Annotated in this window: 8 protein-coding genes and 1 pseudogene; 5 read left to right on the top strand and 4 right to left on the bottom strand. The window is 43.8% G+C overall.

The window, feature by feature from the left end; genetic code table 11:
• Positions 1–27 precede the first annotated feature (27 nt).
• The 4 genes from AC5RDS_RS15925 to lacZ all read left to right on the top strand — a co-directional run bounded on the left by AC5RDS_RS15925 (position 28) and on the right by lacZ (position 9,079).
• Positions 28–3,441 (top strand): TonB-dependent receptor, encoded by a 3,414-nt coding sequence (locus AC5RDS_RS15925; protein WP_494222407.1) that lies wholly within the window; start codon positions 28–30, stop codon positions 3,439–3,441.
• An 8-nt stretch (positions 3,442–3,449) separates the two neighbouring features.
• Positions 3,450–4,874, top strand: a complete 1,425-nt coding sequence (locus AC5RDS_RS15920) for a RagB/SusD family nutrient uptake outer membrane protein (RefSeq protein WP_013613238.1) — start codon at positions 3,450–3,452, stop codon at positions 4,872–4,874.
• A 19-nt stretch (positions 4,875–4,893) separates the two neighbouring features.
• Positions 4,894–5,799: a hypothetical protein gene (locus AC5RDS_RS15915; protein ID WP_013613239.1), complete on the top strand. Its 906-nt coding sequence runs from the start codon at positions 4,894–4,896 to the stop codon at positions 5,797–5,799.
• A 187-nt stretch (positions 5,800–5,986) separates the two neighbouring features.
• Positions 5,987–9,079, top strand: a complete 3,093-nt coding sequence (gene lacZ / locus AC5RDS_RS15910; protein ID WP_494222406.1) for a beta-galactosidase, LacZ type — start codon at positions 5,987–5,989, stop codon at positions 9,077–9,079.
• A 171-nt stretch (positions 9,080–9,250) separates the two neighbouring features.
• Here the strand turns inward: lacZ and AC5RDS_RS15905 are convergent.
• The 4 genes and pseudogenes from AC5RDS_RS15905 to AC5RDS_RS15890 form a co-directional block, all read right to left on the bottom strand.
• A pseudogene (locus AC5RDS_RS15905) lies at positions 9,251–10,129 on the bottom strand (DMT family transporter).
• Positions 10,130–10,355: 226 nt separating this feature from the next.
• Positions 10,356–11,474, bottom strand: coding sequence for a cytochrome d ubiquinol oxidase subunit II (gene cydB / locus AC5RDS_RS15900; RefSeq protein ID WP_013613241.1), 1,119 nt, complete (start codon positions 11,472–11,474; stop codon positions 10,356–10,358).
• 72 nt (positions 11,475–11,546) lie between these two features.
• Positions 11,547–13,094 carry a cytochrome ubiquinol oxidase subunit I gene (locus tag AC5RDS_RS15895; RefSeq protein ID WP_306444969.1) on the bottom strand — a complete coding sequence of 516 codons (1,548 nt, stop codon included), beginning with the start codon at positions 13,092–13,094 and terminating at the stop codon, positions 11,547–11,549.
• Between the two features lie 3 nt (positions 13,095–13,097).
• Positions 13,098–13,307, bottom strand: coding sequence for a DUF4492 domain-containing protein (locus tag AC5RDS_RS15890; protein WP_013613243.1), 210 nt, complete (start codon positions 13,305–13,307; stop codon positions 13,098–13,100).
• A gap of 338 nt (positions 13,308–13,645) precedes the next feature.
• On the opposite strand from AC5RDS_RS15890, the gene AC5RDS_RS15885 reads away from it, so the two are divergent.
• Positions 13,646–14,752, top strand: a complete 1,107-nt coding sequence (locus AC5RDS_RS15885) for an AI-2E family transporter (RefSeq protein WP_022161126.1) — start codon at positions 13,646–13,648, stop codon at positions 14,750–14,752.
• The last annotated feature ends 11 nt before the right edge of the window (positions 14,753–14,763 follow it).

Here is a 14,763-nt window from a genome sequence, read left to right as displayed (position 1 = left end):
TAAATTTAATAATTAATTTACAAATTTATGAAAAAAAGTGCGAATTGGTGGCTTGCTCTGCCAAAAAACAAGCCGCGTAAATTATTTTGGGTGATGAAATTACCCTTTTTGATGTGTGTCTTTTTTGCGACTTCAGTCTCGGCAGAGGTTTGGGCACAGCAACGGTTGACTATGCGGTTGGGTGAAACCGGACTAAAAGAGGTATTTAAAGAAATCCAGCGTCAGACAAATAAGGCGGTCGTGTATAATGACGATCAGTTGACTTTGAGTAAGAAAGTAAAAGCAAATTTTACCGATGTAGAACTGGAAGAGATATTGAAACAAGTGTTGCAAGGCCAGGGGATGTCGTATAAATTCATGGACGATTATATTATACTGGTAAAACAGCCAGCAACACCGCAGCATGTCGAAGAAGTAACGGTAAAAGGCAAGGTGACTGATAAGGAAGGGATGCCTTTACCGGGAGTAACTATCGTATTGAAAGGCACGACGATAGGTACCGCCTCCGATGTCGATGGGAATTTTTCCTTAAATATTCCGAAAGCGGGAATGGTGTTACAATTTTCTTATGTCGGAATGAAAAATAAAGAATTAACTGTTCAGGGGAACGGGGAGTTCAATATAGTTATGGAATATGATCAAAGCGATCTGGATGAGGTGGTGGTGATCGGTTACGGTACGGCTACGAAAAAAGATTTGACCGGAGCAGTAGCCCGTTTTGACTCTAAAATTATCGAGGAGTCTACTGCAACGAATATTGCCCATATGATGCAGGGACAGGTGGCCGGTTTGAGTATCCTGAATGGCGACGGTTCGCCGGGTAGCGCTGCCCGGCTGGAAATTCGGGGTGTACCTTCCCTGACAGGAGCTTTGGCTCCGTTGATTGTCGTGGACAATGTGCCTATGCCTTCGGATTTCGATATTAATGAATTGAATCCCGATGATGTACAGAGTATCGATATTTTGAAGGGGGCTTCTTCAGCAGCGATATATGGGTCCCGGGGAGCTGCCGGAGTCATTATGATTACGATGAAAGCCGGACAAAGAAATCAGAAACCGATTATTAATTATAGTTATGATTACAGTGCTACCCGTCTGGTATCGGATGTAAATACGCTGAATGCTGACGAGTACAAGATGTTGTTTTTGGAGGCGATCACAAATTCCGCTAAAGCCGATGGGTTTGAGGATGTAAATCTGTATCCGATGTATCAGAAGGTCACGGCTCCCGGATATTTCGGTGAAGAAGATACTCCCTGGATGAAACATATCATGCGTAATGGCTCTACTCAGCAACATCGGCTCTCCATCCGGGGTGGAAGCCAGGATTTCGGATATTATGCTTCTTTTGGATATGCTAACGAAGAAGGAATGGTAAAAGCTGCTGATTTTCAGAGATATACTTATACGTTGGGTTTTGATGCCGATATCAATAAATGGATAAAAGCGAATGCAAAATTCTCCGGTACTACTTCTGACCGGCATGTGAACGGCGCTTCTTTGTCAACAGCAGCTGCAGCACGACCGGATATACCGGCTTATAATGAAGATGGGTCCTTGTATTTGCATCCTTATATTTCCGGAGGGAAGGTGTATTATGTTAAGAATCCGATTATTGAGATGACGGAAAATACGACGACTTATAGTCAGGATAATTTCAGATTGACGGGGAACCTTGAATTTCAGATTCTGCCGGAATTGAAACTTTTGACCCAGTATACGTATCAACGCCGGAAAGGAGAAGAGAGTTCTTATGCTTCCAGCAATACCCAAGAGGGTAGTGGTTATTGGGGAGATCAGAAAGGTGTCGGACGCTGGGCATATTCTGCCGGGCAAACCATGGAGTTCGAAGGCCGGTTGACTTACAACAAGACTTTTAATGAGAAACACAGCCTGAACGCTTTAGGGGCCATCGTATATAATAAGGACCGGCAGAATAATACCTATTTTAAGTTACGGGATTTCCCGGACGATGAGGTACAGAATGGAATCTGGCAAGGCAGTGATTTGGTGGATTATGGAGGGAAAGGTGGTTCAGCTGTCGGTTCGGTGATGTTTTCTTATATTGCCCGTGCCGAGTATAAGTTTATGAACCGTTACTTGTTGACAGGTACTTTCCGTGCCGATGGTTCTTCCCGGTTTGCCCCTAAATATCGTTGGGGTAAATTCCCGTCAGTGGCTGCGGCCTGGATTGTGTCGGAAGAAGATTTTCTGCGGGAATCGAATATTTTCACTTTCCTGAAACTGAGAGGAGGATGGGGTAAAACCGGAAATGCTTATGTCGGTGAGTATGGCTGGAGAACACTTTATGAAAATGCGGACTATGAGAATCAGCCTGCCACCCGGCCTTCACAAATCGGGAATGACCGTTTGAAATGGGAAGCTACCGAACAGGTCGATCTGGCACTTGATTTTGGATTCTTACCCAACCAGCGGATTTCCGGAACTTTAGGTTTTTATAAAAAGAAAACGGATGGTTTGTTGTATGCTTATACTATGGCGTTGAGTACAGGCCTGGAGACTACACAGATTAATTTTGCCAATATCGAGAATAAAGGTATCGAATTTGAAATAAAAGCTAATATTATTGATAATAAGGATTGGAATTGGTTCGTTGGCTTTAATATCGGGAAGAATAAAAATAAAATTACGGATATCGATGCCGAATATGTTTCTTATCCTGGGAGCAGTTATCTGGGAAATACAGTGATTCAGGAAGGCAAGAGCTTGGGTTTGATCTACGGGTATAAGACAGATGGTATTTTTCAGACACAGGAGGAAGTGAACCGTTATGAGGCTTTGAATCCGGATCAACCTTACCAGGAGGCTTACGGACGGAAAACGATGCCCGGCGATTTGAAATATGTAGATTTGTCTGGAGATGGGTATGTAAATAAAGTCTCCGGTTCCACTGAAGATAAAACGGTGATCGGTTGTTCCCGGCCCGATTTTGAGGGAGGATTTGCTACCCGTTTGTCCTGGAAAGGATTGAAATTAAGTGTTCAGGGAACATTTAGCCATGGTGCGCAGAAAATCTGGATGGGAGAAGCCAATATGTTCAATATGGCGGAGAATCAAAATACACAGAGCACAGCGTTGAAAAGGTGGACACCCGAGAATCCTTCGAATAAATATCCGAGCATCAGGTATAATTTTTATTATAATGACTTTGGAGATAATGCGGTATACGATGCTTCTTATGTGAAAATACAGAATATAAATCTTGAATACAGCCTGCCGCGGCACTGGGTGGATAAAACCAGGATTTTCGGTAATGTCAGCATATTTGCCTCTGCAAATAATGTGTATACCTTTACTTCTTATCCGGGTCCTTCTCCGGAGTCTTTCAGTACGGATGCGATCGAAGGCGCTTCTGTCGATAACGATATGTATCCGACAACGCGAACATTTAATTTCGGAGTAAAAGTAACTATTAAATAAGCATGATTATGAATAAGATATATAGCAGTTTGTCGTTGATACTTTTGCTGCTGACATTAGGAAGTTGTGACAGTATGTTCGATAATGAAATTCCGCCTCATGATTTGGTGGGAGATAATGCGATTACCAATGAATCTTCGGCAAAGGTCGCTTTGAATGGGGTATACTCCTACCTGGAGGGATGGGGAACATGGAGTGCCTATTACATTTGTGATAATGAATTCCGTACAGGATTGTTAGATCCTACAGCTTTTTATCGTTCAAAAACGGAAGGGGAACAATTACCCCGTTTGCAGGTATTGGATGATAATTCTGATGCGGAGAATCCCTGGAAGAGTGGTTATAAGATTGTGAATTCGGCCAATAATTTCATCTATTATACCGATCGTTTACCGGAAAGTGCTTTCGGGCCGAACCGTAAGACGGAAATGTTGGCCGAAGCCCGTTTCCTGAGGGGCTTCGCGCATGCTTTTTTGTTACGGAAATACGGATATTTCTGGGATCTCGACAGCCGGTTAGGGACGATTATACGCCTGGAACCTTCTTCGCTTTCCAACAACAATCAGGCAAGAGCTACAGTCAAAGAATCTTATGAAAAGATTTTTGAAGATTTGGACTATGCCATAAAATATGCTCCGGCATTTTATTCCAGGTACCGTGTGTGTGCTACTTTCGCGAAAGCTTTTAAAGCCGACTTACTGATGAACCGGGGGGCTGATGGCGATTATAGCGAAGCCATCCGTTTGGCAAATGAAGTGATCGGTAGTGCGGAGTTTGGAATGGAGGATACTTATGCTGATATTTTTCAGCATGGATATGACTCGAAAGAGTTATTGTTTACCCGTTTCATGAAGAATCCTCCTGCGATGGATGATAATGTGGGGAGTTTGTTTAAAATGTTCGGTGGCGGGACTTATCAACCGTCGAGTGCGTATCTTGCGGTTTTTCCGGAAGAGGATCCCCGGTATGAAGTGACTTTCGATTCTCTGGAATTTACTAATCTGAACGGGGAAAAATATAAAAGACAAATCTGGAAGAAGCATTATGTATCCACCGGCGACTGTCCGATGTATTATATGCGTGTAGCTCAGATGTACCTGATCAAGGCGGAAGCGATGTTACGGACCGACAGTCCTGTGAAAGACGTGGTGGATGTCCTGAATATTGTCCGTAACCGGGCAGGAGCTACGCCGTTGAAAGCATCGGATTATCCGGACCGGGAAAGTCTGATGAATGAAATCTTCAATGAAAATCTCCGGGAAATCGGTATGGAGAATGGAGCCTTGTACTATCTTGCCGTGCGGATGAGAGTCGGAGGCAAACGGCTGTTGAAAACCTGGAACGATAATTATGAAAAAGACGATCAGCTTTGTTTCCCGATACCGCGTGCTGAGTTTGAGCATAATACCAGTGTAGAACAAAAACCACTTTAATCGATTAAAGTATAGAATTATGAAAAAGATATATTTATTATTGTTACCGGTTTTGTTTTTATGGGGAAGCTGTTCTATGGATGATGTATTGGAATCCAATGGGGAGCTGAACCTTACCGTCATAGAAACCAATAATCCTATTAAAGCCGAACCGGGAGAAACAGTTGTATTTCAGTTTGTCGCTTCAACCAGTAAAGGAGAATTGAGCCGGATCGAGATTACCTCGGAAGATGGAATCCGGCCTGTCGTGGAAGACGTTACTTTTGCTATGGTGGATGAAGATAAAGCATTATCCTTGGATAGTGAAGGCTATTTTTCCCGGGAGATATCTACCGTATTGGTGAAATATCCGTTGATTATGCCGGATGACGAATCGCTGCGTGGTAAAAGTCTGGGCATAAAACTGAAAGTTACCCGGAATGACGGAACCACAAAAGTGTTGGATCAGAAATTTGAGATGATCAGGTACATCAATAACCGCCATGGCATAACAATGACTGGAAAGAACGTGGCATGGCTGTATAATCCGACAGAAGATGTGGTTTATGATATGGCCGATTATAAAGCTCATTTGAGTGAGATCGATGTCATATTGTATGTTGACAACGATTCTAAATATTATTGTTTGAATCCGGCAGCATCAGAGACAGAAGATATTATGCACGGGCTGGGATATACCGATTATAAAGCTTCTGAAATGAATACAACGAAGTTTATGGGAGGAATAACTTTGAACTTTATGTTGATAACGGAAAAAGAGTTATCCGGGCTGGTGATATCGGACGGAGTAGATAAGTTGACTATGGCGAATAATGCTACGTGTGGATTTGTGACAGAAAGTGGCCGTAAAGGTTTTGCCAAACATTTGTATAAAAACCCGAGTCGTGTATTCCTAACGAAAATGCAGATCGGCAATAATGAATGACAAGCATGTTATGAAACCCTCATGTACATTTGTATACCAGAGAAAATGACGCTGGAATGAGGGTTTCATACAACCACTTTCAGACTATTCGTATATTTTTCTTCCTTTTTTAATTCTTTTTCTACCTCGATAGGTGTAATATTGACTATTTTTGAGCAGAATAAATTGGCATTTAATATTATAATTTATGAAAAAACTGTTATTGTGTCTAGGCTTATGCCTTTCTATGACAACGTTTGCTCAAAAGAAGGAATGGCTCGATCCGGAGTTGAATGCGATCAACCGTGCACCGGCAAGGGCGGATTATTTTGCTTATCCTTCCAGGGAAATGGCTGAGCAAGGAGTAAGAGAAGAATCATCCAATTTTCTATCGTTGAACGGGATGTGGAAGTTTAACTGGGTAAAGGATCAAACCGAACGGCCTGTAAACTTTTATCGGTTGGATTTCGAGGATCAATATTGGGTGGACTTCCCGGTGCCCGGAATCTGGGAAATGAATGGATACGGAGATCCCTTATACCGTAATTCGGGTTATGCCTGGTCGAATCAGTTTACACCTGATCCTCCGAAAATAGAAACGGTGAATAATCATGTGGGCTCTTATCGAAAAACCGTTGAAATTCCTGCTTCATGGAAAGGACAGCAGGTGTTTCTGCATGTAGGCTCTGCCACTTCGAACTTATATGTATGGGTGAATGGAAAATTTGTCGGTTATAGCGAAGATAGTAAGCTGGCAGCCGAATTCGATATAACCGGTTATGTACGGCCGGGAAAGAACCTGATCGCGATGCAGGTATATCGTTGGTGTGACGGGAGTTATCTTGAAGATCAGGACTTTTGGCGTTTATCCGGTATTGCCCGGGGAGCTTGGTTGTATGCCCGGAATCCGTTACATCTGAAGGATATTTTTATCACTCCCGATTTGGATGAGGCGTATCGTGACGGGTCTTTGAATGTCGTGGCCCAAGTGTCCCGGAACAGCGGGACAGTGGAACTCGAATTGAAAGATAAAGCAGGAAATATCGTAGAAAAAACGAGTGTCAAGCCCGATGGAGAAGGAATTGTGCGTACCGAAATGGCAGTGAAAAATCCGGCAAAATGGAGTGCTGAAGAGCCTAATCTGTATACTTTGTTGCTGACTTTAAAAAATAATGCCGGAAAAGTGCTGGAAGTTGTTCCGCAACGGGTCGGATTCCGGAAAATCGAACTGAAGAAAGAATTGGGGCAGGTATGGGTCAATGGGCAGCCGGTCTTGTTTAAAGGAGCTGACCGACATGAATTGGATCCTTTGACCGGATATCAGGTATCCCGGGAGAGAATGATCGAGGATATACGGGTGATGAAGGAGAATAATCTGAATGCCGTGCGGACGTGTCATTATCCGGACGATCCCGAATGGTATAACCTTTGTGACGAATATGGGTTGTATGTCGTGTGTGAAGCCAATATCGAATCTCATGGGATGGGGTATGGCGAACGGACACTGGCCAAGGAACCGGCTTATGCCAAGGCTCACCTCGAAAGAAATCAGCGGATGGTGGAGACTTTTAAAAATCATCCTTCGATTATTTTCTGGTCGTTGGGAAATGAAGCCGGTGACGGACCGAACTTTGTGGCTTGTTACGACTGGATCAAACAGAGAGATGGCAGCCGTCCTGTACAATATGAACAGGCAGGACGCAGAGCCCATACGGATATTGTTTGTCCGATGTATGCCGACCTGAATTGGATGGAAAATTTCGCTAAGAGTGGGGATTCACGACCACTGATTCAGTGTGAATATGCGCATGCCATGGGAAATTCTTTGGGCGGTTTTAAAGAATATTGGGATTTGATCCGGAAATACCCGAATTTGCAGGGCGGTTTTATCTGGGATTTTGTAGATCAGGGACTTCGGAAGTATACGGCAGACGGCGCAATGATTTATGCTTACGGGGGAGATTACAACCGCTACGATACTTCGGATAAGAATTTTAACTGCAACGGTTTGATCAGTCCGGACCGGGTGCCGAATCCCCATATGTATGAAGTGCGGAAGATGTATCAGTCGATATGGACTACACCGGCAGCTCTTAGGAAAGGAATCGTAAATGTGTATAATGAGAATTTCTTTACCGATCTTTCGGACTATTACCTGGAGTGGCAATTGTTGCAGAATGGAGAGCCGGTGAGACAGGGTGTTGTGATGGATTTGCAGATCGCCCCGCAACAGACACAATCGGTCGTATTGGGGTATAAAGAAACGGATCTTCCTGCTGAAGGTGAAATTCTGCTGAATGTGACCTATCGCCTGAAACAAGCCCGGCAATTACTTCCGGCAGGTTATGCGGTTGCGGAAGAACAATTGGAGATTGCCCCTTATCCTTTGTTTCAGGTTGAATTGGCCGAAACCGGGCAAAAGGCTTCTCTGTATGAAGATTTGGTACATGCTGTCGTGAGTGCCGGAGAAGTACAGGTGACTTTTGGAAAATGGTCCGGTTGGATAGAGGGGATCAGTCTGAATGGGTATGAGATGATCGAATATGGATATGCTTTACGGCCCAATTTCTGGCGGGCTCCGACAGATAATGATTTCGGGGCGAATCTTCACCGCCGCTTTGTGGATTGGAAGAATCCCGGATTGAAATTGAAGAGCTTTAAGGCAGAGGAACAAGGCAATCGGGTTCAGGTGGTGACCACTTATGAATTACCCCGATTGGCAGCTGTATTGACCATGACTTATCTTATCGGTGGAAATGGGGAGATTCGGATCAGTGAACAGCTTGCTGTCGATAAGGAGAAGAAAGATATGCCCCACCTGTTCCGTTTCGGTATGCAACTGGTGATGCCGGGCAGATTCGACCGGATCGATTATTATGGCCGGGGACCTGTTGAGAATTATGACGACCGGAATGAGAGTCAGCGTTTGGGCCGTTACCGTCAGTTGGTGAAAGATCAGTATTATCCTTATATCCGTCCGCAGGAATCCGGTACGAAATCGGATATCCGTTGGTGGAAACTGACCGATATCGATGGACGTGGTTTGGCTATTCGTTCGGATGTTCCTTTCTCAGCCTCTGCTTTGAATTATTTACCGGAAGACCTGGATGACGGTTGGGACAAAGATCAGCGGCATTCCGGAGAATTGAAACCACGTGGATTGACCACCTTGTCTTTTGACCTGAAACAAATGGGATTGGGATGTATCAATAGCTGGGGTGCCTGGCCGTTACAACCTTATCTGTTGCCTTATCAGGACTATACTTTCCAGGTGGTGATTACGCCGATTCGGAAATACTGAACTCAAAAATAGGATTTTGTTGTTTAGGAACTTTCAGTTTACCCGACAGTCGGGTAAACTGAAAGTTCTGTTAAAAGAATCCTTAAGCCTTGATTCGAATTTAGGCAGTGATATACATATTACAGGTATAAATCTGCGATTTTATTCCGGATTCCTAAGGTTATTTTCCTTTTACTTCCGGTTTTCTTTGACGACGACGATGAAGACTGCTATAATAATGAGTAGCATGCCTAAAATACCGCCTATCGTTGAAGTCTCATGGAAAACAACTATACCGATAAAAACAGCGGTCAACGGTTCCATCGCTCCGAAGATCGAAGTTAATGTGGGACCGATATGCTTGATTGCTTTGACTAAGGCCATATTGGAAATAGCGGTTGCCGGTAAAGCCAGGCCTAGAATATAAAGCCATACCTTTCCTTGGGTTTCTAACCGGATGCCTTCTGTAAGGTACCCGCCGATAATGAAAAACAACGCCCCTAATCCCATGACATAACAAGTGAGTACGGTGGAGTTGATCGCTACAGCCCGTGTTTTCCGGACTCCGATGATATAACCTCCGTAAGAGAAAATAGAGATGCAGGCGCAAATAATACCTACCGTCACGTTGGCGTTATAACCTGCTATATTGCCTGAAGATAAGAGGATTGCTCCGAGAATGGATAGGAGTACTGCCGAAATGACCCAGCCGGATTTTTTCTCATGGTAGAAAAAAATCATGGCCAGCGCTACAGCTAAAGGATACATAAAATGAATTGTCGAAGCTACACCGCTGGCAATATTCTGATAGGCGATCACCAGGCTGAATGAGGTCGTTGCCCGAAACAGGCTTAACAAAAAGACGACCCCGAAATCCTTTTTACTTAACCGGAAATTACACCCGGCCAATAGGCCGAATCCGATCAGGCAAAGGGAAGCGATCCCTCAACGGTAGGTCAATACTTCAAAAGATGAATAGCCGAAGCTTAGTAGGGTCAGCGTAAAAAAAGGGGCCAGTCCGAAAGTCGAAGAGGAGACGATAGCATATAGGATACCTTTAATTCTGTTCATGAACGTATGAATTTTTCAGTTGCGCAAAGATAAGGCTTTGAGTGAAAATCAGAAAAGGGTGAGATCGGTTTTCAGACTTTTCATTTCCCGTTCTTTGATGGTATCATCGGTACTGAATTATCCGGTTAGTTAGGGGAACGAGGATCGTGGCACCGGATATGGTTTAAAAGTTTTTGCATTGCCTGTGCGGCATAATGCCGATCCCTCCCTGGGAGGGATCGGTGGATTAATATTTATTTTCACTTTCTTCTAATTCCTGCTTGTCGATGGCTTTCCGGGTCATCGTCCGCCAGGCATACCAGATATAGGCGATTACTACAGGTATGATAATAGATACGTAGGACATCGCTTTCAGGGTATATAAGGACGAAGAAGCGTTGTAAATAGTCAGTGAGGAATCAGGATCGACATATGAGGGATAAAAGGCGGTTTGGTTGAAACCTGCCAGAATCAGCAGAGCGATAACGGTCAATACCGTTCCGGCTCCTGCAAACCAGATTCCTTTCGTCCATCGGGGAAATATCCAGTTTCGGATGATGCCGTAGAGTACTCCTGCTACTCCGATAATGAATATCAAGGCATTCAGCGGCATTTCTATCAGGTTATAAAAATATTTATAGGGTACTAATGCAATGTTTCCTTCCGGGGTGATTGCATACCCTTCACCGGCAAAAATAAAACCGATAAACAACAGGAAAAAGAGAACGAACGGTACGGCATTGAATTTCACTTGCCGGTGGCTGCGTATGCGGATGTTCGGATCATCGATAGTAAGAATAAAATAAAGGGCTGCTAATGTCCGTGCCAGGAAGAAAACGGCTAAAGCCAGGAAATAGTTGGTGATGACGAACAAGGCATCCAGACCGCGCCAGGGTGTCATCCATTCGACATCATGCATTACACCCAGACGGAAAGGGGAACCTGTAAAGAAAGTAGCTACAGCGGCTCCCAACAAAAGAGGCGCAGCGAATCCGTTGATCATCAGGAATACTTCGTAAGTCCGACTGCCCAGAAAATTGTTTTTTTTATTCCGGTATTCATAAGATACCGCTTGCAAGACAAAACAAAAGAGGATCAGCATCCAGACGACATAGGCTCCTCCGAAACTGGTTGAGTAGAATAGGGGAAAACTGGCGAAGAAAGCTCCGCCGAATACCACTAATGTGGTAAACGTATATTCCCATTTATGTCCCAGGGTATTGACGATCAAATCCCGTTCGTCTTTATTTTTTCCTATGGTATAAAGAAGACTTTGTCCTCCTTGTACAAACAATAAGAATACCAGTAAACCTCCTAATATACAGATCAAGATCCACCAGTAATGTTGTAATATATTTAAATCCATAATCCATTATTATTTATCGTTTGTGAGGACTATAACTTTTCAGGCCGTTATGGTTTCCTCATTTTTCATTTTTTACTCTTTTACCCCTTTCCTGATCTGGGTGAACATGATTCCGATCTCGGCAATCAATAATAAGGTGAACAAAATGGCGAACATCCAGAAGGTGGTGACAACCCAACCCGAAGCGATGCGGGTGATGGCCACATTCGTGGGCATCAGGTTTTGTACCACCCAAGGTTGACGTCCTACTTCAGCTACGATCCATCCGCATTGCGAAGCGATATATGCCAACGGAACACACGCGATAGCCAGATAGGGGATGAACTTGAATTTTTCGAATTTTCTTTTCTTGGCATACCACCAGGAGCAGATAAACAACAAAACGAATAGCATGCCCAGACCTACCATCAGCCGGAAACTATAGAATACCAGAGGAACAGGAGGGATCGTGTCGTAAGGCGAACTGAGATAGCCGTAACCGAAATCCTGGAAGTTGGCCCGTAGTGTCTGTAAAGATTGGCTAGCCAGCGCATCGTCTTTGTCTTTAACAGCTTGTTTGTACGTTTTCAGTGCATCTATCGCCAGACGGCCGTTGGCCATGCGTTGCTCTATAGAAGGATATACTTTTCCGTCTTCGGAGGTGTAGCCGTCCATGATATTTTGGATACCGGGCACATAGGCATCGAAGTCATGATACCCCAGGAAGGATAAAAGTTTAGGAATGGTAATACCGTATTTTACCGTTTTCATACGTTCGGACGGTAATTGAGGATCGGTGCAAGTCAAGCCGATCAAGGTAAACGGGGCTCCTTTCCCTCCTTCGTTGAGTCCCTCCATAGCAGCCAGTTTCATCGGTTGGGTACGGGTAACATCCTGGGCACTGGTGTCGCCTGTGAAGATCGTAGCGATGATACTCAGGAAGCCGAAAACGGAGGCCAGCAGGATACTCTTCCGGGCAAATTCGAAATGTCTTTTTTTCAGAATAAACCAGGCGCTTACTCCAACGACAAAACAAGCCGAAAGCGTATAAGCCGAGGTGACGGTATGGAAGAATTTACTCATGGCTGTCGGTGAGAGTAGTACCGCCCAGAAATCCGACATTTCGTTGCGGGCTGTCATCGGGTTGAATTCCATGCCTACCGGGTTTTGCATCCACGCATTCGCTACCAGGATCCACAAAGCGGAAATGTTGGAACCGATGAATACCATCCAGGTGGAAACCAGATGAAAACGACGGCTTACCCTGTTCCAGCCGAAGAACATGACGGCGAAGAAAGTGGCTTCGAGAAAGAAAGCGAACAAACCTTCGATGGCCAGAGGAGCTCCGAAAATATCCCCGACAAACCAGGAATAATTCGACCAGTTGGAACCGAATTGGAATTCCAATATCAGCCCCGTAGCTATACCGATGGCGAAGTTGATTGCAAAAAGCTTCATCCAGAATTTGGTGGCATTCAACCACTCGGCCTTACCGGTCCTGACCCACATGGTTTCCATAATAGCCAGTAGAAAGGATAACCCCAGAGTGAGAGGTACGAACATGTAATGGTAAATGGCGGTCATCGCAAATTGCCAGCGTGACCATTCGACCAAAGTTGTAGTGGTTAATTCTGATATCATAAGCTAAGGTTTGGTAATTAATTCGTTGAGTACATGATTACTTTTTTCCTGTTCCGTCGTATAGGTCGTATTGAGATAATTCGGCATGAGCAGGAATTTAAATACCACAAACAGGACCAATAGTTTGGCCACAACTATTGCGATCAATATTTTTCCCCATTTGGGTAAATGGCTGAAACCATCATAATAGATATGCCAAAGGCGTATGAACATGTTTTTAAACGGTTTGTTTCGATCTAAAATTAACGTATTAAAGATATAAAGGTTTTTAAAAATAACCTAATCTTCTTCGCTCTTTTTCTGAATCTTTAAAAAAAAAATCGGTTTAGAGGGGGCAGAGGCTTATAAAGTTTATCGTGTTCAAAGAGTTTTTGGGTGTTTAAGTTGGTGGATCCGTGGAGATATTATGGAATACAGACAGGATAAACCCCTTCATTTCCGGTTTTGATCGATCTTTTTAAAAATTGAGGTATTTAAGAAAATAATCAAAGGTTTTTATTTATTTTTGGAAAATTAAGAGAGGAGAAAAGCAATTGAAAAAAGGGAGCGGAATGAATTCAGTCACCAAATATGTGTTAGGAATTGTCGCATTAGCTGGGGCAATTTTCTTTTCCTGGTATTTTTTTTCTGTCATCGTTTATATTTTAGTGGCAGCTGTCATTTCTTTTATCGGCAGGCCGATTATCGATTTATTAGGCCGGGTGAAGATCCGGGGCTATCGTTTGCCTGATGGTTTGAAAGCCGGAATCACGGTGATTTGCCTTTGGGGATTATTTATTCTTTTTTTTAGTACCATTATCCCGCTCGCTATCCGTGAATTTCAGTCGTTGGGCAATGTAAGTGTGTCTAATATCGTTTCCGAATTGGAAAGCCCGATCGAGGATGCCGGACATTTTATGAAGCATTACGGTTTGATGGATGAGGATCAGGATGTGGATGCTTATGTGACGGATTTATTGAGTAAAGTGTTTAATGTCGGTCAGCTGAAAACCTGGTTCGGGACGGTAGCCGGAACGATGACGGATATTTTTGTCGCTCTCTTTTCCATTACGTTTATTTTATTTTTCTTTCTGAAGGATAGCCGCTTGTTTTCAGGGATGGTGATGGCGGTGCTTCCTTCCCGCTTCGAAGAACAGGCCCGGAATGCTTTGGATTCCATACAAAAATTACTGGTCCGTTATTTTGTCGGATTATTGCTCGAAGTTTTGGGGGTTATGGCTTTGAATACGATCGGACTGACGATTGTCGGTTTGGGCTTTAGTAATGCGGTTGTCATCGGTTTGGTGACCGGAGTTTTGAATGTGATACCGTATATCGGGCCTATGATCGGGGTATTTTTCGGATTGGCTGTGGGAGTCGTGTTGAATTTGGGGCTGGATTTTTACGATCAGATGCTGCCGCTGTTGATCTATATGACTATAGCGATGTTGTTGACTCAATTGATCGATAATGTTGTTTTTCAGCCTTTTATTTATGGGAGTAGTGTACACGCCCATCCTTTGGAAATATTTTTGGTGATTTTGATGGCCGGTAGTATGGCCGGTATTTTGGGAATGATTCTGGCGATTCCGTCCTATACGGTTCTGCGGGTTGTATTGAAGGAATTTTTTAATAAGTATAAGCTGGTGAAGAAGTTGACGCAGAGCTTGAATGAATAGCTTGTGCAGGT

This window comes from Odoribacter sp. (assembly GCF_985060555.1).
This window is presented reverse-complemented; position numbering and strand designations above follow the sequence as displayed.